General features: G+C 68.2%; 23 protein-coding genes. 17 read left to right on the top strand and 6 right to left on the bottom strand.

Annotated elements, in window-relative coordinates; all coding sequences use genetic code 11:
- The first annotated feature begins 110 nt into the window (after positions 1 to 110).
- From ACJH71_RS20845 to eccE, 8 genes are read left to right on the top strand one after another with little or no spacing between them, the layout of a single operon-like run.
- A complete protein-coding gene (locus ACJH71_RS20845; protein WP_406759881.1) occupies positions 111 to 422 on the top strand; it encodes a PE family protein in 312 nt (103 codons plus the stop codon).
- Positions 422 to 1,855 carry a PPE family protein gene (locus tag ACJH71_RS20840; protein ID WP_406759880.1) on the top strand — a complete coding sequence of 478 codons (1,434 nt, stop codon included), beginning with the start codon at positions 422 to 424 and terminating at the stop codon, positions 1,853 to 1,855. Before ACJH71_RS20845 ends, ACJH71_RS20840 begins: the two co-directional genes overlap by 1 nt.
- Positions 1,856 to 1,877: 22 nt before the next feature.
- Positions 1,878 to 2,171, top strand: coding sequence for a hypothetical protein (locus ACJH71_RS20835; RefSeq protein WP_064890669.1), 294 nt, complete (start codon positions 1,878 to 1,880; stop codon positions 2,169 to 2,171).
- Between the two features lie 14 nt (positions 2,172 to 2,185).
- Positions 2,186 to 2,473, top strand: coding sequence for a WXG100 family type VII secretion target (locus ACJH71_RS20830; protein WP_406759017.1), 288 nt, complete (start codon positions 2,186 to 2,188; stop codon positions 2,471 to 2,473).
- A gap of 33 nt (positions 2,474 to 2,506) precedes the next feature.
- Complete coding sequence (locus ACJH71_RS20825; protein ID WP_406759879.1) at positions 2,507 to 3,382, top strand: ESX secretion-associated protein EspG; 876 nt, start codon at positions 2,507 to 2,509, stop codon at positions 3,380 to 3,382.
- Positions 3,383 to 3,430: 48 nt separating this feature from the next.
- Complete coding sequence (gene eccD / locus ACJH71_RS20820; RefSeq protein ID WP_406759878.1) at positions 3,431 to 4,864, top strand: type VII secretion integral membrane protein EccD; 1,434 nt, start codon at positions 3,431 to 3,433, stop codon at positions 4,862 to 4,864.
- On the top strand, positions 4,861 to 6,282 hold the full coding sequence (gene mycP, locus ACJH71_RS20815) for a type VII secretion-associated serine protease mycosin (RefSeq protein WP_406759877.1): 1,422 nt from the start codon (positions 4,861 to 4,863) through the stop codon (positions 6,280 to 6,282). Before eccD ends, mycP begins: the two co-directional genes overlap by 4 nt.
- Complete coding sequence (gene eccE, locus ACJH71_RS20810; protein WP_406759876.1) at positions 6,279 to 7,250, top strand: type VII secretion protein EccE; 972 nt, start codon at positions 6,279 to 6,281, stop codon at positions 7,248 to 7,250. The genes mycP and eccE overlap by 4 nt, the downstream gene beginning before the upstream one ends.
- Positions 7,251 to 7,261: 11 nt before the next feature.
- Here the strand turns inward: eccE and ACJH71_RS20805 are convergent, their stop codons facing one another.
- From ACJH71_RS20805 to bluB, 3 genes are read right to left on the bottom strand one after another with little or no spacing between them, the layout of a single operon-like run.
- The gene (locus ACJH71_RS20805) at positions 7,262 to 8,455 is read right to left on the bottom strand and encodes an alpha/beta hydrolase family protein (RefSeq protein WP_406759875.1); all 1,194 of its coding nucleotides are present in this window, start codon (positions 8,453 to 8,455) and stop codon (positions 7,262 to 7,264) included.
- 57 nt (positions 8,456 to 8,512) lie between these two features.
- Positions 8,513 to 9,412, bottom strand: coding sequence for an amidohydrolase family protein (locus ACJH71_RS20800; protein ID WP_406759874.1), 900 nt, complete (start codon positions 9,410 to 9,412; stop codon positions 8,513 to 8,515).
- Positions 9,409 to 10,059, bottom strand: coding sequence for a 5,6-dimethylbenzimidazole synthase (gene bluB, locus ACJH71_RS20795; protein WP_406759873.1), 651 nt, complete (start codon positions 10,057 to 10,059; stop codon positions 9,409 to 9,411). The genes ACJH71_RS20800 and bluB overlap by 4 nt, the downstream gene beginning before the upstream one ends.
- 37 nt (positions 10,060 to 10,096) lie before the next feature.
- Here bluB and ACJH71_RS20790 point away from each other — a divergent pair, with 37 nt between their 5' ends.
- The 4 genes from ACJH71_RS20790 to ACJH71_RS20775 all read left to right on the top strand — a co-directional run bounded on the left by ACJH71_RS20790 (position 10,097) and on the right by ACJH71_RS20775 (position 12,075).
- Positions 10,097 to 10,435, top strand: a complete 339-nt coding sequence (locus ACJH71_RS20790) for a hypothetical protein (RefSeq protein ID WP_406759872.1) — start codon at positions 10,097 to 10,099, stop codon at positions 10,433 to 10,435.
- A complete protein-coding gene (locus ACJH71_RS20785; RefSeq protein WP_406759871.1) occupies positions 10,436 to 11,122 on the top strand; it encodes a phosphatase PAP2 family protein in 687 nt (228 codons plus the stop codon).
- Complete coding sequence (locus tag ACJH71_RS20780) at positions 11,109 to 11,345, top strand: hypothetical protein (protein ID WP_406759870.1); 237 nt, start codon at positions 11,109 to 11,111, stop codon at positions 11,343 to 11,345. The genes ACJH71_RS20785 and ACJH71_RS20780 overlap by 14 nt, the downstream gene beginning before the upstream one ends.
- Before the next feature lie 73 nt (positions 11,346 to 11,418).
- Entirely contained in the window at positions 11,419 to 12,075 is a 657-nt protein-coding gene (locus ACJH71_RS20775; RefSeq protein WP_406759869.1) for a L,D-transpeptidase, read from the top strand.
- Positions 12,076 to 12,080: 5 nt separating this feature from the next.
- Here the strand turns inward: ACJH71_RS20775 and ACJH71_RS20770 are convergent, their stop codons facing one another.
- Entirely contained in the window at positions 12,081 to 12,380 is a 300-nt protein-coding gene (locus tag ACJH71_RS20770; protein WP_406759868.1) for a DUF732 domain-containing protein, read from the bottom strand.
- Between the two features lie 24 nt (positions 12,381 to 12,404).
- Positions 12,405 to 12,719 (bottom strand): DUF732 domain-containing protein, encoded by a 315-nt coding sequence (locus ACJH71_RS20765; RefSeq protein ID WP_406759867.1) that lies wholly within the window; start codon positions 12,717 to 12,719, stop codon positions 12,405 to 12,407.
- 260 nt (positions 12,720 to 12,979) lie between these two features.
- Here ACJH71_RS20765 and ACJH71_RS20760 point away from each other — a divergent pair, with 260 nt between their 5' ends.
- Together ACJH71_RS20760 and ACJH71_RS20755 are read left to right on the top strand one after the other, a co-directional pair.
- Positions 12,980 to 14,143 carry a PPE family protein gene (locus ACJH71_RS20760; RefSeq protein WP_406759866.1) on the top strand — a complete coding sequence of 388 codons (1,164 nt, stop codon included), beginning with the start codon at positions 12,980 to 12,982 and terminating at the stop codon, positions 14,141 to 14,143.
- Between the two features lie 12 nt (positions 14,144 to 14,155).
- Positions 14,156 to 15,388, top strand: a complete 1,233-nt coding sequence (locus tag ACJH71_RS20755; protein WP_406759865.1) for a PPE family protein — start codon at positions 14,156 to 14,158, stop codon at positions 15,386 to 15,388.
- Positions 15,389 to 15,395: 7 nt separating this feature from the next.
- On the opposite strand, the gene ACJH71_RS20750 is transcribed toward ACJH71_RS20755, so the two are convergent.
- A complete protein-coding gene (locus tag ACJH71_RS20750) occupies positions 15,396 to 16,022 on the bottom strand; it encodes a TetR/AcrR family transcriptional regulator (protein WP_406759864.1) in 627 nt (208 codons plus the stop codon).
- Positions 16,023 to 16,061: 39 nt separating this feature from the next.
- On the opposite strand from ACJH71_RS20750, the gene ACJH71_RS20745 reads away from it, so the two are divergent.
- From ACJH71_RS20745 to ACJH71_RS20735, 3 genes are all read left to right on the top strand, one after another.
- Complete coding sequence (locus ACJH71_RS20745) at positions 16,062 to 17,288, top strand: hypothetical protein (protein ID WP_406759863.1); 1,227 nt, start codon at positions 16,062 to 16,064, stop codon at positions 17,286 to 17,288.
- Between the two features lie 105 nt (positions 17,289 to 17,393).
- Positions 17,394 to 18,122, top strand: coding sequence for a hypothetical protein (locus ACJH71_RS20740; protein WP_406759862.1), 729 nt, complete (start codon positions 17,394 to 17,396; stop codon positions 18,120 to 18,122).
- A gap of 83 nt (positions 18,123 to 18,205) precedes the next feature.
- A complete protein-coding gene (locus ACJH71_RS20735) occupies positions 18,206 to 18,598 on the top strand; it encodes a hypothetical protein (protein ID WP_406759861.1) in 393 nt (130 codons plus the stop codon).
- Positions 18,599 to 18,606: the final 8 nt, after the last annotated feature.

Below are 18,606 nucleotides of genomic sequence, written 5' to 3'. Positions count from 1 at the left end.
AATCCTACTAGCCGACAACGACGAACCCACCTACCTACAACTAGTCAACCCAACATTCAGCGAAACCTTGACGCGCTGATGCGCATCGAATTGGGGAAGGGGAAATTGTCATGACGCTCAATGTGGTTCCGGAAGGTCTCGCCGCCGCCAGTGCAGCGGTCGAGGCATTGACTGCCCGTCTGGCTGCCGCGCAGGCCAGTGCCGCACCGCTGATCACCGCGGTGGTGCCGCCGGCGGCCGACCCGGTGTCGCTGCAGACCGCTGCCGGTTTCAGTGCGCAGGGCAGTGAGCACGCCGCGGTGGCAGCTCAGGGTGCTGTTGAGTTGGGCCGCGCCGGTGTCGGTGTCGGTGAGTCTGGCGTCAATTACGCCGCCGGTGATGCCGCGGGTGCGTCGACATACTTCTTGGGCACGCGCGGCTGATGTTTTCCGCCCCGGTCTGGATCGCCTCCCCGCCGGAGGTGCATTCAGCATTGCTGAGCAGCGGCCCCGGAGCGGGTCCGTTGTTGTCGGCTGCCGGGGCGTGGAATTCACTGAGCGTCGAGTACGCCTCAGTGGCAGACGAACTCACCGCAGTGCTCGGTGCAGTGCAGGCCGGTGCATGGCAGGGGCCCAGCGCCGAGCAGTACGTCGCCGCGCACGCGCCGTATCTGGCGTGGCTGGGCCAGGCCAGCGCCGACACCGCCGGGGTAGCGGCACAGCACGAGGTGGCCGCCACGGCGTACACCAGCGCACTGGCGTCCATGCCGACACTGGCCGAATTGGCCACCAATCACATGACGCACGGGGTGCTGGTCGCCACCAACTTCTTCGGGATCAACACAATCCCGATTGCGCTCAACGAAGCCGACTATGTCCGGATGTGGATCCAGGCGGCCACCACCATGAGCACCTATCACACAGTGTCCGGTGCGGCCCTGGCGTCGGCGCCACGCTCGGTGGAGGCACCGCCGGTGGTCAAGTCTGATTCGGCGCTGCCCGCCGACGACACCTCTTCGGGCTCCGGGGATTTCTGGACGGACCTGTGGAACCAACTGGTCCGGTTGTTCGAAGATCCGATCGGAACCATCAGGGCCATACTCGCCAACCCGTCGGCCTGGTTCCCGCTGTTGTTCTTCATCGCCTACGAGGCGTTCTTCATCCCCTTCGGCTGGACGTTCTGGTCGGTACTGCTCAGTTCGCCGTTCCTCTTGATGGGCATCGCAATCGGCGTGGTGAACGCGCTGTTGGCGGACGACATGGGCGAGCCGGTACCTGCCGCCGTAAAGCCGACGCCAGTCATGGTGCGCGGTGAACAGGCCCTCCCGCTGCCCGCGGCGGTGGGTGTCGGATCGGGCACGGTGCCAGCTGCGGGCGGCCCGGCAGCCGCTGGTGCACCGGCGGCCGGCGCGGCCCCAGGCGCGGTCCCCGGAACCCCGCTGCTCGCCTATTTGGTTGCGGGAGCACACCCCGGGAACAGCTTCGGTCCGACCCTGACCGATCGGGAACGGGGAAAGGCTCCCGCGGAAGGTATCCCCGCGGCCGCGGCGGGAGTGCGATCGGCGACACGCGAGAGTGCCCGGGCGCGACGCCGCAAGCGTGCGGTCATGCGAGACCATGCCGACGAGTTCATGGATCTGGATTCGGGCCCCATCAGCGGTCCGGCCGACGCTGCTGCGGTGGGTTCGGATCGGGGAGCCGGCGGCCTGGGCTTCACCGGGACGGTAGGCAAGCGCGGCACCGCAACGGCGTCGGGCCTTGCCACGATGGCCGGCGACGGGTTCGGTCGCGGGCCAAGTATGCCGATGTTGCCCGATACCTGGGGCGAGAAAGATCTTGGCGACTCCGCTGGGGAGTCGGAATCGGAACCGAAGTAGAAGTCAGGAAAGGAGTGCAGCGATGAGTATGTTGGATGCGCATATTCCGCAGTTGGTGGCGTCGGAGTCGGCGTTTGGTGCCAAGGCGGCGTTGATGCGGTCGACGATGGCGCAGGCGGAGCAGGCGGCGATGTCGGCGCAGGCGTTTCATGTGGGTGAGGCGGCTGCGGCGTTTCAGGGGTCGCATGCGCGGTTTGTGGCGATGGCGGCGCGGGTGAATGCGTTGCTGGATATGGCGCAGGTGAATCTGGCGGATGCCGGTTCGACATATGTGGCGGCTGATGCGGCTGCTGCGTCTGGTTACACCGGGGTTTAGGGAGGGTTTGTCTGATGTCGCAGATTATGTACAACTACCCGGCGATGTTGGCCCATGCGGCTGAGATGAATGGGTATTCGGGCACGTTGCAGGCTGTGGGTGCTGATATTGCCAGTGAGCAGGCGGCGTTGTCGGCGGCGTGGCAGGGCGATACGGGGATGACGTATCAGGCGTGGCAGGCGCAGTGGAATCAGGCGATGGAGGAGTTGGTGCGGGCCTATCACGCGATGGCCACCACGCATGAGACCAACACCTTGATGATGAACGCGCGCGACACCGCCGAAGCCGCCAAGTGGGGCTGATCCCAGTGATCCGCTCGATGAGGGAAGGCCGTGATGGGGACTGAACCCAACGCGGCCGAACTGACCGTCGAGCAAGCCTGGTACATCGCGGAAACCGTTGGTGCCGGGTCTTTTCCGTGGGTTTTGGCAATCACCATGCCCTACACGGACGCCGGGGAGCGGGGCGCGTTCATGGCGCGCCAGCGCGAGGAGCTCACCCGGATGGGAGTTGTCTCGCCTGAGGGCACGGTCAATCCGGCTGTGGCCGAATGGATCCGGGTGGTGTGCTTCCCGGACCGGTGGCTGGACCTGCGTTATGTGGGTTCGGCCGCCGGCGGGGCTCCCGAGATGTTGCGCGGTATCGTGGCGCGCCGCGACCAGAACACCGGCAAACCCGGCCGGACGGTGGTGGCACTGCGCAATGCGCAACTGGTCACGTTCACCGCGATGGATATCGACGATCCGCGCCTGCTGGTCCCGGTGCTCGGAGCAGGCCTGCGGCAGCGCCCACCGGCCCGGTTCGACGAGTTCACTCTGCCGGCCCGGGTAGGCGCTCGCGCCGACGAGCGGCTGCGTGCCGGTGCTCCACTCGCCGAAGTGCTTGACTACCTGGGTATTCCCGCCTCGGCACGGCCGATCGTGGAGTCGGTGTTCAGCGGGCCCCGCAGCTACGTCGAGGTTGTCGCGGGCTGCGCGCGGGATGGTCGGCACAGCACCACTGAGGTCGGGATGAGTCTGGTCGACACCGATGCGGGCCGCATCCTGGTCACCCCGTCGCAGGCCTTCGACGGCGAGTGGGTGTCGACCTTCCGGCCAGGAACAGACTTTGCGACTGCAGTCGCGATCGAACAGTTGACCGCCACCCTGCCCGAGGGCACATGGTTCCCCGGTCAGCGACTGTCCAGAGATTTCACCACCCAGCTGTCCTAAAAACAGCGAGAAGAACGTCCTAGCAGAGAAAAAGAATAGGGAACACCAATGACCGAAGCCCCGGTGCTGACCAGCGCCGTCATGCCGATTGTCCGCATCGCGGTCCTGGCCGACAGCCGGCTGACCGAGATCGCCGTGCCCGCGGAGTTGCCGCTGCGCGAAATCCTGCCTGCGGTGCAACGCCTGGTGGCCCCGGACGCCGGCGACGATGCCGAGCCGGCTCCCGGTGCCACCAACCGGCTGAGCCTGGCGCCGGTCGGCGGCGCACCGTTCAGCCTGGACGCCAGCCTGGACACCGTCGGGGTCGTGGACGGTGACCTGCTGGCGCTGCGTCCTGTCCCGGTCGGTCCGGCGGCGCCGGGCATCGTCGAGGACATCGCCGATGCTGCCGTCATCTTCTCAGCGTCTCGTCGTAACCCCTGGGGCGCCAAGCACATTCAACGCGCTGCGTTGGCCGCCGGGACGGGTCTGATCCTCGCCGCCACCGGGCTGGCCGCCGCGCACCGTGCGGTCACCGGTGAACCGGCCGGCCTGTTCGCCGCAGGGGCCATCGCCCTGCTCACGGTGCTCGCTGCGTTGCTGTGCCGCACGCGGTCGGCCGAAGCCGCACTCACCCTCTCGATTGCGGCACTGGTACCGCTTGCCGCGGTGGGCACCCTGGCGGTGCCTGGGCAGTTCAGTCCGGCCCACGTGGTGCTGGGCGCGGCCGCGGTCAGCGCATGGTCGCTGATCAGCCTGATCTTGCCGCCGGGCGGTCGTGGCGAGCGCGGGATCGCGTTCTTCACCGCCGCAGTGGTTGTCGGCGTCGGGGTGCTGGCGGCGGCTGCCGTCAAGACTTTCTGGGAACTGCCGTTCGTCACCGTCGGCGCTGGCCTGATCACTGCGTCTCTGCTGCTGACCGTTGCCGCACCGCAGGTTTCGGCGTTGTGGGCGCGGCTGCCGTTGCCGGTGATCCCGGCGCCGGGCGACCCGACCCCGTCGGCGCTGCCGGAGAGCGTGCTTGCGGATCTGCCTCGCCGGGTCCGTGTCACCGACGCCCACCAGACCGGCTTCATCGCCGGCTCGGTGCTGCTCGCTGTGCTTGGTTCGGTCGCCATCGCCTTTGCACCTGAGGGGCTTTCGGGCTGGGCGTGGTACGTCGTCGCGGGTATCGCGGTGGCCTCGGTGCTGCGGGCCCGGGTGTGGGACTCGGCGTGGTGCAAGGCGTGGCTGCTGGCCGAGCCGCACCTGACCGCGATCGCCCTGCTGGTCGGCTACGCGGCCACCGGCCGGTACACGGCTGCCTTCGGTGCCGTGCTGGTCTTGGCCGCCTTGGTGGCGGTGTGGGCGGTGGTCTCCTTGAGCCCGTCCGTGGCGTCGCCGGACAGCTACTCGCTGCCGGTCCGCCGCCTGGTGGGCTTCTTGGCTTCCGGTGTCGACGCCTCCTTGATCCCGGTCATGGCCTACCTGGTCGGTATTTTCGCCTGGGTTCTGTCTCGATGACCGTTGCCGCTCAACACAGTCGGAGCCGATCGGCGATCCGCGGAGCTGGCGTCGCGATGCTGGCCGCCTTGCTGACCAGCTCGCCGGCGTTGGCCATCACCCCGCCAACGGTCGACCCGACGGTGCCGCCGCCCAGCGGGGCACCCGGCCCCGTCGCTGCGATGGAACAGCGCAGCGAGTGCGTCAGCTCGGGCTTGATGCCGGGCAGCAACCTGAGCTCCGCGACGGCCGGACAGCGCATGCTCGACCTGCCCGCCGCGTGGCAGTTCTCTCGCGGCGAGGGCCAGACGGTGGCCGTCATCGACACCGGGGTACGGCCGGGCCCGCGCCTGGGGGCGGTGGACGCGGGCGGCGACTACATCGGCACCACCGACGGACTGACGGACTGCGACGGGCATGGAACCCTGGTTGCCGGCATCGTGGCCGGCCAGCCGGGTGATGACGGCTTCAGCGGGGTGGCCCCGGCGGCCCGCCTGCTGTCGCTGCGGACCGCCTCGGCGACGATCTCGCCGCGCCTGGGCGGAGACGATCCGCGGACAACTCGGGTGGTCACCGACATCACCGCCCTGTCGCGGGCGATCGTGCACGCCGCCGACCTCGGTGCGCGGGTCATCACCATCTCCACCACCACCTGCCTGCCGGCCGACCGCAACGTCGACCAGACGGCGCTGGGCGCGGCCTTGCGCTACGCGGCGGTGGAAAAGGACGCGCTGATCGTGGCGGCCGCCGGTGACGCCGGCCAGACCGGATCGGTCGGCGGCGGTGGGGAGGCGTGCGAGTCCAATCCGCTCACCGACCTGAGCCGCCCGCAGGACCCGCGCAACTGGGCCGGGGTGACGTCCCTGTCGGTGCCGTCGTGGTGGCATCCCTACGTGCTCTCGGTGGCGTCGCTGTCGTCGAGCGGCCGGCCATCCGGATTCACCATGGCCGGACCGTGGGTCGGTGTCGCTGCTCCCGGCGAAGACATCGTCTCGGTCAGCAACCGTGAAGACGGTGGTCTGGCCAACGCCCTGCCCGGCAACCAAGGCCGGCCGGTGCCGCTCACCGGCACCGGATACGCCGCCGGTTACGTGGCCGGCGTGGCCGCGCTGGTCCGCGGTCGCTACCCGGACCTGAATGCGATGCAGGTGGCGCACCGGATCGTTTCCACCGCGCACAACTCCGCGCGTGCACCTTCGGATGTGGTGGGCGCCGGAATGATCGACCCGGTGGCCGCCCTGACCTGGGAACTGCCCCCGGTCGCCGACCCGGCCGCCTCACCCGCGAAGAAGATCTCCCCACCCCCGGCGCCGCAACCCGAGGACCCGGCGCCACGGATCGTGGCCTTCGCCGGAACCGCGCTGCTGGCCGGGTTGGTCGTCGCCGTCGCCACCGGCGCCGCGGCGGCCGCTCGCCGACGAAAGGAAGACCAGCTGTGAGCTCGCACCGAACCACCATTCCCCGGCCCGGACCGGCCCGGATCACCTTGGTGCTGTTGGCCGCCACGCCCGCGCTGATGGCCAGCCCCTGGGAGACCACCGCGCAGCGCTGGGCGCTTGCGGTGGGAGTCGTCGTGACGATCCTGCTGCTCGGCTGGTGGCGTGGCCTGCACTTCACCACGATTGCCCGCCGCCGGTTGTCGATGTTGCGTTCGCGCGGCGGCGCGCACACCGACCGTCGGGACGCCGCCGGCGCCCGGGCGACGGGGGCGCTGCGGATCACGGCCTCGGCAGCAGGGAATGCTGTTCCGCTGTCGCTGATCGCCAGCTACTTGAACCGGTACGGCCTGCGGGCCGACACGGTGCGCATCACCAGTCGCGCCGGTGCGGGAACCACCGACACCTGGATCGGACTGACGTATGCGGCCGCACCGAATCTGGCCGCACTGCAGGCCCGCTCGGCGTCCATCCCGCTGCAGCGGACCGTCGACATCGCCGTGCGACGCCTCGCCGACCATCTCCGCGAAATCGGTTGGGAAACAACGATCGTTGCCGACGACGAGATCCCCACGCTGATCGACGCCGGTGCCCGGGAAGCATGGCGCTCGGTGGTCGACGGCTCAGGTGACCATGTCGCCGCCTACCAGGTCGGGATCGACGCGGCGCTGGCCGACACGATCAGCCGGATCCAGGCTGTCAATGCCAGTGAGACCTGGACGGTCCTGGAAGTGGCCGAAGACGACGGCCAGCAGACCATCGCCGCGGCCTGCGCGCTGCGTACCGGTTCGGCACCCGACGGTGGCGCCCCGCTGGCCGGACTCCTTCCGCAGCAGGGCAATCACCGCAGTGCGCTGCTGGGCTTGCACCCGCTGTCCGGCAGCCGCCTGGACGGCCACACCACGGTGTCGGGCGACGATCTCGCCGGCCTGCGGTGGCCTGTGTCGGCTGCGGCTGCGGCCGCGCGCTAGCGGTCGTAGCGCTAGAACATGTAGGGCCGCAGGAACGCGGTCATCCTGCGCAGGTAGGTCGGTTGGCTGACGTGCAGCACATGGTTTCCCGGAAACCAGTGCAGCGCGCACCGATCCCAGTGATGCCACAGCATTTCGGATTGTTCCGGTGGTGCCAGCCGGTCGCCAAGACCGGTGATGATCAGTCGCCGTTCCTTGGCCACCAGCGGGGCGTAGTTCAGCGGTGAATGGTAGGCCGTCGCAGCGACGAATTCGTCGCCGGCGACCTGCCCCAGCCGTTGTCCGCCGTGCAGCACCAGGTTGGCCGGAAACCAATCGCGGATCTCCGATTCGACGGCGACGACCGGCACATTCGGGATCACTGCCTGCAGGCGAGGTTCGACGGCGGCCAGCAGGGCAGTGGTGTAGCCGCCCAGTGACAGACCGGTCAACGCGAAGCGGTCGACACCGGTGGACTCCAGATAGTCGACCATCGATCGGAAGTCGTGGACCGCCTGGGCCATCGCCTCGGCGAAGCCCGACATGCCGTGCGAGAAGTAGCCGTATCCGCTGAAGGGGGAGTGTTTCTCGGCCCGGCGACCGTGGAAGGGCAGCGTAAACAGGGCAACGTCGTACCCGGTGCGGAAGAACCACGGCAGTGAGAAGAAGAGCCCGTTGAACAAGTAGGGCGAGCCCATGAACCCGTGGATGACGCACAGCGTCGGCCGGGGTCCGTCGTCGTGACGCCAGTGCTGAAATCGTGCGGTGTTGTTGTTTCCCAGGGCATGCCACGAATCGCGCATCGCCGGATTGACCGCTTCGAAACCGCTGCGGAACGAGACGTTTTCGACCGTGCCACGCGCGATCCGCTCCGCGATCGGATTGGCCCGCCGCGCCGAAACCCTCGGCAGCTCCGCGGGTGCGGGGAAAGACCGGATCGGGTCGTGGTGGGATGCCAGTTCGGCATAGAACGCCAGCCGTTCCCGCTCCTGCCGCGACTGCTTGCGCCCCACCGCCGTGGTGAGCACCGACGGGATCATCGCCGCGGCAACCAGGGAGGCGACCGCGGTGCGCAAGCCGATGTCAGCGAAGGCCGACGCATCCACGATAGCCTTCTCTCGCAACGACAACTCGCTGCGCCGCGGCAGTCCCTGTGCGCCGGCGTCGGCACCCGGAATATCGGGAATGGGGATGGGCGGGTTGATCGGGGTGACGTCAGTGCTCACGGTCGCCGGCCTCTCTCGGGTACTGGTCGCCCTGGCCCTACGGCCACCGGTGCGTCGTCAATCGGATGGTAACTCGATGGCGAAGAGCCGCGCGGCATTGTCGTGCAGAACCCCGCGCAGCCAGGTGTCGTCGATGCCGGGAAGGGCGGTGATCGCGTCGAGCGCCTCACGGTAGCCGTACGGGATATTCGGAAAGTCGCTGCCGAACAGAATCCGCTCTCCCGCGGTGCGTAGGCGCGGATCGACGCCGGTCGGGAACGGCATGAGCTCGTCGACGAACGCGGTGAAGGCCATTGTGGTGTCGAGGTGCACGCTTGGCGAATCCAGGCAGATATCGAGGAATTCGTCGTATTCGGGCATGCCCATGTGCGCGATGATCAACGTGAGTCGCGGGTGGCGGCGCAGTAGCCGTCGCACCGGTTCAGGCCCGGTGAACCGGCCGGGCTGCGGGCCGGACCCGCAATGGATGACGACCGGGATGCCGCAGTCCTCAATCACTCCCCAAACCTCGTCGAGCAGTGGATCGGTCGGGTCGTAGTCGCCGACCTGAATGTGTGCCTTGAAGATTTGGGTTCCAACGTGGATTGCGGCCTTGACGTAGTCGGCCGCCCCGGGCTCCGGGTAGAAAGTCGCCGTGGGCAGGCAATCCGGTGTGTCGTTGGCGAATTGGGCTGCCCACTGGTTGAGCCAGGCCGCCATATCCGGCTTGTGCGGATATACCAGGGAGGTGAAGCGGCGTACCCCGAACGCACGCAGGGCATCCACTCGCTTGGACTCGTCCATCCGGTAGTTGATGGGCCAGGGCCGGCCGACCATCGGGCCGGCCGCATCGAAGTACTGCCACACCTTGTCCATCACCGACTTGGGCATGAAATGGGTGTGGACGTCGATGATCCCCGGCAATCCGAGTCCCGACCAGACCCGGCGGACCGCGGCGGCTTCGTCGTCGTGTGTCATGCGATCTCCCAGGTGTTTTCGGATACGAACTCGCCCAAGGGCTGTCGGTAGGCCCACTCGTCGATCTCCAATGCCGGCCGGTCCGGAAATTCTGGGACGGGCCCTAGGCACAGGATCGCCACGGGCTCGGCGTCCGAGGGCATTCCCAGCAACTGCGCCAGCGCCGCAGGTTCGAACAATGACACCCAGCCCATGCCCAGCCCCTCGGCGCGGGCGGCCAGCCAGAGGTTCTGAATCGCGCATGACACCGACGCCAGATCCATCTGCGGCAAGGTGCGACGACCAAAGATGTGTGCCTGCCTGCCGTCTCGCAACGCCACCACCAACAGTTCGGCGCACTCGCGAATGCCTTCCACCTTCAGGGCCAGGAACTCCTGTTCGCGACGGCCCAGCGCCTCGGCGGTGCGATGGCGTTCCTCGTCGACCAGGGCGTGGATCCGCTGTCGAAGGCCGTCGTCGGTGATCCGGACGAACCGCCACGGCTGCATGAGGCCCACACTGGGGGCGGCGTGAGCGGCCGCCAACAGGCGCGCCAGGACGTCGGGGCCGACCGTGCTGTCGGGCACGAATCGGCGCATGTCGCGTCGCTCGGTGATCACCCGGTACACGGCTTGGCGCTCCTGCGCGGTGAACGATGGATCAGCCACGGGATCATGGTAGGAGCCACACGAAGGGACGCTCGTCATGAAACGTTCGCAACTGCTCGACCACTTCTCCGCCGATGCCGCCGCAAACCTCGTTTACGGCGAACCTCACCAGACTCCGGACGGGGCGACGGTCATCACCGCCGCGCGGGTGACCGCGTCGGGCCCGGGCGGTTCGGACGTGACCGCCACACCTCTGGGGGTAGTGGTGATCCGCGGTGACAAGGCCAAGTGGGTGGCCGCGGTCGATGCGAACCGGATCGCGCTGGTCGGGGTGCTCACCGGGTTGCTGTCCGCCGTCATCGCCTCCCTGGCGGTACTGCGCCGTCCGCCCTGGCCGGACCTGCGTGGCACCGGGTCTTCCCGCGGTGGGAACTAGGTGGTGACGTCTTCGGCGGCGCGTGCAGCGCTGATCTCGGTGGCGGTCGCGGCGATGGTCTATGCGCTGATGCTGATGGGTTATCTGCAGGGCTGGGGCTGGCTGGCCCGCGTCGACGCCGCCGCACTGGACGCGAGCTACGACGTCGCGGTCAAACACCCGATCTGGGTCCGGTTCTGGGATGGCATCTCCACCGTTTTCGAACCGGCGGTGTTCCGGGCGGTGGGCATGGTTGCGGCCCTGGTCGCCGTGCTGCGCCGTCGGTTACGCGCGGCGTTGTTCCTCTTAGCTGCCGTGGAGACCAGCGGGCTGCTGACCGTGCTGGCCAAGGGCTCGGTCGGCCGGCCGCGGCCGGTGACGGCGCTGGTCGCGGCGTCCTCGACCTCGTTTCCCTCGGGGCACGCCCTAGGGGTGACGATCGGTGTCGGTGCGCTGCTGCTGCTGGCGCTACCCGCGCTGCGGCGCAACGCCAGGGTGGCGGCCGTGAGCGTCGGCGTCCTGGTGGTGGGTGCGGTCGGGGTCTCCCGGGTAGCGCTCAACGTGCACCATCCCTCCGACGTGCTGGCCGGCTGGGCGCTGGGCTGGGCCTATCTGACGGTGTGGGCTCTGATGCTGCAACCGTGGCGGAGAGCGGAGTTGACCGGGTCCGCGGGTGCGTCGCAGGATGATCGTGATGACCAGCAGTAACGCCGATCCGGTGGGCGCACTCGTTTGCTCCCGCAAGGGCTGCAGCGCCGACGCGGTGTACGGCATGCTGTGGAACAACCCGAAACTGCACACCCCCGAACGTCGCAAGGTCTGGCTGACGTGTCCGCAGCACCGGGAGTACTTCCGCGACTATCTATCGTCGCGCGGCCTGCTCAAAGGTGAGGCGCCGGTCGAAGATCTGCCGCGCCGGGCGGAGCCGTGACCGCGGCGACCTGAATTCCGGCACGCCGTGAGCGGTGTTTGACCCGCTTCGGGCGTGCGCAGATGATGAGTCAATGCGCCGACTTGTGAGCTTGTTCAGCGCTGCCCTGTGCACGGTTGCTGCCGCGCTGACCGCGGCGCCAGGAGCCCAGGCCGATGTCATGCCGTGGTTTGCCCGCTCGGTGGGCAACGCCAGCCAGGTGATTTCGGTTGTCGGGGTTGGCGGTTCGGACGCCAAGATGGACGTCTACCAGCGCAGTGCGACGGGTTGGCAGCCGGTGGCCGCCGGGATCCAGACGCACGTCGGTTCGGCGGGCATGGCCGCCAAGGCAAAGAGCGGCTATCCGGCCACTCCGATGGGCGTCTTCACCCTGCCGTATGCGTTCGGCACCGCGCCGAACCCGGGCGGGGGACTGCAGTATGTGCAGGTCGGTCCGGATCACTGGTGGGACGGCGACGATCACAGCCCGACGTTCAACACCATGCAGGTGTGCAAGAAGGCGCAATGCGCGTTCGACACCAGTGAGAGCGAGAACCTCGAAATCCCGCAGTACAAGCACGCTGTGGTGATGGGGGTCAACACCGCGCGCAGTCCCGGTGACGGCGCCGCCTTCTTCTTTCACACCACCGACGGAGGCCCGACCGCGGGCTGCGTCGCCATTGACGACGCCAAGCTGGTGCAGATCATTCAGTGGCTGCGCCCAGGCGCGGTCATCGCGATCGCGAAGTAGTTTCCTCAGGCCTCTTCGCAGTAGGACGCGCGGGCGATGCTGACGAACTGGGACGCTCTGGTCAGGGTCAGGCTGGGGTTGGCGTTCTTCACGGCCTTGGCCGCCTGATTGGGGGAGTGCCCCCCGACGAGGTACTCGCACACCGAATGCCCGCCGGCGACCGCATCGGCCGCATCCGGGTAGGAGATGCCCATCTTGTCGAGCGCGCTGAGGAAGCCGCTGTCATCGGTATCGGCGGCCGCCGGTGCGGCCAGGCCGAGCGCACCGGCCACCGCGAAGGCAGTCACGGCGAGTGTGCGGGACATGCGAACCGTCATGGTCTTCCTCTGTCAATCGGTGATCGAGTCGGGGCAGAACGCCACTTGGGAGAACGTCACGAACCGGGCGGCGTTCTTCACCGACATGCTGCGGTTGGAGATCCGCACGGCACGCGCGGCGGAATCTGAGTGATGTCCCTCGCCCAGGTAGGCACAGACTTCCCGGCCGACGGCGACGGCGTCGACCGGATTGGTGTATTCGATACCGGCCTGCTCGATCGCGCTGATGAACAGGGCGTCGGTATCCGGGTCGGCGGCTGCCGGTGCGGCCGCGCTGACCAGCGCCGCAGCGCCGATCGCGATCAAGGCCCATCGTGGATTTATCACAGTGACAACAGGATGGCTGACCTGAATTAACCCCTAGCGGCAACAAAATGAACCATCGGTGAACACCGTCGGTACGGTGTGCGCCGGATGCGTCGCGCCGGTAGACGGCCGCCTAACAGTTCATTTACCCGCTACCCTGTTGACCACTTCGGCTTAACCTATGGTTCACCTGCGTGCCGTTTCGTAAGGATCGGAATAGCCGTTCGCAAACCGCTGAAGGCCACTGGAGTGCCACCTAGTGCCGTGAGCGAGGAGACATCGTGTACCTGGACTACGGGGTGCTGCCCCCGGAGATCAATTCGGGACGCATGTACGCCGGCCCCGGATCCGGCTCCATGCTGACCGCCGCTTCTGCGTGGGAGAACTTGGCCGCTGAGCTGAATACCGCTGCGGCGTCCTACGACTCGGTCACGTCAGGCCTGGCCGCCGGGCCATGGACCGGACCGGCGGCGACGGCGATGGCCGCCTCCGCGGCACCGTATGTGACCTGGTTGCGTGGCGCCGGCGTCCAGGCCGAAACCACGGCTCGCCAGGCCACCGCGGCGGCGGAGGCCTACTCGACTGCGGTGGCCGCGGTGGTGCCCCCACCGGTGATCGCCGCCAACCGCGTCCTGCTCAAGCAGCTGGTCTCCACCAACTTCTTCGGTCAGAACTCCCCGGCGATCGCCGAAGCCGAGCTCCAATACGCCGAGATGTGGGCCCAGGACGCGGCCGCGATGTACCGCTACGCCGGTTCCTCGGCGGTCGCATCGGCGTTGGCCGCGTTCAACCAGCCGCCCCAGACCACCAACGCGGCGGGGCAGTCTGCCCAGTCCGCCGCGGTTGCCCAGGCCGGGGTCGCGGCGGCCGGCAACGGTGCGGCCACCGACATCTTCAGTTCGTTGATTTCGATCATCGGTCAGATATCGCCGTTCACCGGGTTGGCCACCCAGGGCCTGAGCGCCACCATGACCGGTTGGTCGGGTACGGCCAACATGCTCAGCAACGTCAACAACGGGATCGGCCTGGCCGCGTTTCAGGCGGAGAACCCCGGCGGCCTGGACGAAATACTGCACCCGCCCAAGATCGGCCCGGCCGGTTTGGGCTTGGGTGGCCTGGGACTGGGCAAATCCGGACTCGGCAGCGCCGGGCTGGGTGCCGGACTGGGCAGTGTGGGGTCGTCGGCAAGCGCCGGCACTGCGCTCAAGATCGGGGCGTTATCGGTGCCCCACGGCTGGGCGATGCCGGTCACCCTGACCTCGGCGGGCGTGCCGCTACCGGCCGCCGCGGTGCCGGCGGCGCCGGTCCTGGCCGGCGGTGTGCCAGGCGGGGCGTTCGGTGAGACCATGCTCGGTACCTTGGCCGGCCGGGGTCTGGGTGCGGCGACGTCGCGGGCTGCCGCTCATCGCCGGACCGTGGTGCCCCGTCCGCCGGCCGCAGGTTAATCCCCCAACGACATGGACTTTGCGTTCCTCCCCCCGGAGGTCAATTCCGGCCGGATGTACACCGGCGCGGGGGCAGCACCGATGCTCGCCGCGGCGGCCGCCTGGGATGCCCTGGCCGCCGAACTGGAGACGGCTGCGGTCGGCTACGCCGGGGCGATCGAGAGTCTGATCGGGCACGCGTGGTCCGGCCCGACATCGGTGGCGATGGCCACTGCGGCGGCACCCTACGTGGCGTGGCTGCAGGCCGGGGCCGCCAACGCCGAGCGGACCGCGATACAGGCCAAAGCTGTTGCCGCGGCCTATGAGTCCGCCTTCGCGGCCACTGTCCCGCCGGCGGTGGTGGCCGCCAACCGGACCCTTCTCGCCACCTTGGTCGCCACGAATTTCTTCGGCCAGAACACTCCGGCCATCGCCGCCGCTGAGGCCGCGTATGCAGAGATGTGGGCCCAAGACGCCGTCGCGATGTACGGCTACGCGGCGGCGGCGATGCCGGCCAGCGCACTGCCGGAACTCGACCAGCCGCCGCAGACCACCAACCCGGCCGGGCCCGGCGCGCAGTCCACGGCGGTATCGCACGCGGCCGCCGGCAACGGCCAGGCATTGACGCAGGCCACGCTGCAGCAGTTCGCGAATCCGGCGGCCTCAACAGACCCACCGACGTGGTGGGAGACCCTTACCTCCGAATTGGGCCAGCTGACGCCGTTCAGCAGCATCGCCAGCAGCGGGCTGAGCTTCGACTCCAGCTTGTACACCGTGGTGAGCAACGGCGCCGGCTGGGGACGGCTGGTGTATGTCCGCGGTGGGACGGAGGGGGCCTTGACCTTCCTGGGGATCGGGCCGCGCGGTGTGCTGTCGGCGTCCACGACGCCGGTGACGGGGCCGGGTATCGGTAGGGCGATCCCGATCGGCGGGCTGTCGGTGCCGCCGAGCTGGGCGACCGCAGCCCCGGAGATGAAGCCCATCGCCTACACGCTGGCCGCCGCGCAGACCCCGTTGCCGCCGGCCGCCGGACTTCCGCCGGGAATGGCGTGTCAGGAGGCGATGATGGGAACGACCGCGGGCCAGGGCGCAACGCCCGCCACCACCGACCGCCGCAGCCAGAAGAGCAACGGCAAGAACGACGATCAGGACGGCAAGCCGATCACCACGCTGACCAATGGAAGCGGCTGGCTGGCGTCGTCCTGGGCGTATCACACCCGGCAGCGCGAGGGGCAGCCGCTGCCGTCGCACTGGCGGACGGGCTAGCGATCAGCTAACCGCGATCGCGCTGCAGGTAGTGGGCGACCATGTCGATCAGCGCCCGCCGCTCGGTCTGCCAGTCGATGGGTCCTCCCATGATCATCTGCGCCAACACAATTCCCCGCAGCGCTGCCCAGATCACCTCGGCGACACCGGAATCCGCGGGATCATCTGAGACCAGCCGCCCCAGCCTGTTGATCGCGGAGTTCATCTGCAGCAGGTGCTGATGGGACTGCTCGCCCAAACTGCCGCGAGTGGCCCGCAGGATCTCGAATGCGGCCAGTGAGGTCGGGCTGGCGTAGCAGCGCCACGCGGTGTCCACCACTGCCTCGATTCGCTCATGCAGCCCCAGCTCGCTGACGTCGACTGCGGACAGGCTCGTCAGCAGTTCGGCCACCCCGTCGTCGACCACGGCCATCAACAGGCCGTTGCGGTCCCCGAAGTGGTACTGGATGACCCCCCAGGTCACCCCGGCCCGCTCCGCGACGTGCTTGGCGGTCGCCGCGCCGAAACCCTCTTCGGTGATACAGCGCACCGTCTCGTCGATGATCCGGGCGCGGGTGTCGTCGCCGCGCTTGCGGGGCGCGCTGGTCCGTCGAGTGGGGCCAGTCGGCCGGGCGGAACCGGCGGAAATAGTCATTGTTGACTTTATAACATAGACACAACTATTTTTTAGCTCGTGACCGAATCCAGGTATGCCTCGCTGTCCCGCGAGGAGTTGGCTGTCCTCGTGCCCGAACTGCTACTGATCGGGCACATGATCGACCGCTCCGGAATGGCCTGGTGCATCTCGGAGTTCGGCCGCGAGGAAATGGTGCAGATCGCCATCGAGGAGTGGGCGGGCTCCAGCCCCATCTACACCCGGCGTATGCAGCGCGCGCTGGGCTACATCGGCGACGACGTGTTCACCATCTTCAAGGGCCTGCAGTTCGACATCGGATCACCACCGCAGTTCATGGACTTCCGCTTCACCATCCACGATCGCTGGAACGGCGAATTCGAGTTGGCCAGCTGCGGCGCGCTGCTCGACGTGGAGCCGATGGGTGACGACTACGTCTTCGGCATGTGCCACACCATCGAGGATCCGACGTTCGACGCCACCGCGGTGGCCACCAACGTCCACGCGCAGTGCCGTCCCGTACATCGCCCGCCCCGCACGCCGTCGGACCGGCAACCGCACTGCCACTGGACCGTCATCATCGACGAGGACTACCCGCCGGCCCAGCCGATTCCCGCGTTGGCGGTGATCAGTGAAAGCAAAGCCGCCACTTGGCAACTCGACGACATCGATGCCGCCGACGAAGGGCTGGCGGACTACACCGGACCGCTGCTGGCCGACGTCGACTTCACCGCGTTCTCTCACTCGGCGTTGGTGCGTATCGCCGACGAGGTGTGCCTGCAGATGCACCTGCTCTACCTATCCTTCGCGCTCGCGGTGCGGGCCCGGGCGGACTCCGACGAACTGGCCGCATCGGTGGGTCGGCGTCAGCTCACCGGCCTGGCCGGGCTGGGCGCCCAGCGAATCAAGAACGCGCTGAAGCTTCCTGGAGACATCGACGGTGCGCGACGCACCTTCGAGCTGCATCCGTTGCTCAATCCGATTGGCTACGTGCGCGCCGACATCGGCGAGAACACCATCGCGGTGCACCCCTCGCCCGCGCACGACGACGGCGCGTGGATCACGCTGTGCTCGCCCCAGGACGTCAACCCGCTGCAGGCCATCGCGACCGCCGTGAACCCGCTCCTGCGGGTGGAGGTCGAGGGGTCGGCAAACGAGTGGACGGCCCGGCTGATCGAGACCGACACCGAGGCAAAGGAAATGCCCGAGGTGATGGTGACCAAGGTCAGCAGCGGCGCGGATTTCGTGTTCCGCACCCGCAAATCGCTGCCGCTGACCGTGGTGTGAATCGGCTGATAGCCCGCCGACCGCCGGTGTGTCGGCGTTCCTGACCGGTTCGGCCCCGCCTATGGTGAGGCCATTCCAGCCGTTGTCGATCCAAGGTAGTCAGCCATGTACGACCCGCACGACGACGAGGCCACCAGGGAAGCAGAAGCGGTCGACGCAACTGACATGGCGCCGACCGTGATGTCTGCTCCGGGTTCCGGTGCTGTTGTGGACGCGTTCGCCTGGTCTCAGGAGGACGGCAGTGCTGGTGCCGAGCCGGTGCCCTACGTCGAGGACCCCTACTACGACCAGGATCTGAGTACCGGACGCCGCCCGACGGTTTCGGTGCCTGCTGCGCCGGTCCCGGGCCGTCGCGCGCCTTCGCGGCTACCGCGGTTGGCGTTCGGTGTGGGCATCGTGGTGGCGCTGATCGCTGTTGCCGGAGCGCTCTACAGCTTGGCCCGCAGTCAGGACGACGAGACGCCGGTTGCGCCCGAGACCAGTGCCGTGGTGCCGCCGACCCCGACGCCCAGTGCGCCACCGCAGCCCAGCGCCCCTGCGCCGCCGCCCGTGGCCACAACGTCGACACCGCCGCCGCAGACCACCACGGCGCCGCCGCCGACCACGACGACGGCGCCGCCCACCACGACCACCACGACCACCACCGCGCCACCGACCAGCACGACAACGACCACGACGGCTCCGTCTACGACGACGACCACGACCGTCCCGCCCACGACCAGTGAACCGCCCAGCACCACGGTGCCGCCGGCCACCACCGTGCCGATGACAACCGAATACCTGCACATTCCCTTGGTGCCGATTCCGATCCCGATCACGGTTCCGCAGAACTAGCTTTGGGCGTCGCCTGAGACCGTGGCCGGATTCGCCCCGCGCAGGCACACTGGGGTGTGGCGACCGGGCGAAAGGAGCTCGCAATGGGCGACAACGGTGCGTTCGGATTCGATTCCGAGGATTTGGACCGCATGATGCGTGAGGCGGGCGAGGGGCTGCGCGCAGCATTCGACCGCTTCTCCGGGACATTCGGCTCCGCCGGGGAGAAAGCCGGCTGGGGTGCGATCTTCGCGGACCTGGCCCGGGCGGCGCGGGCTGAGCCGGCGACCACCGGCGAGACCGGTGACGGCGTGTGGGCTATCTATACCGTCGGCGGCGACGGGGCAGCGCGCGTCGAGCAGGTTTACGCCACCGAGATCGACGCGTTGCGCGCCAGTCAGCGCAATCCCGACCCGAATCGCCGAGTCCGGTTCCTGCCTTATGGGATCGCCGTGGGCGTGCTCGACGACAGCGTCGAAGACGATGAGGTGACATAGGCCACGTG

Source organism: Mycobacterium sp. SMC-15 (genome assembly GCF_045310925.1).
GTDB lineage: Bacteria > Actinomycetota > Actinomycetes > Mycobacteriales > Mycobacteriaceae > Mycobacterium.
The sequence above is the reverse complement of the archived record's forward strand: the minus strand, read 5'-3'. Positions and strand labels throughout refer to the sequence as shown.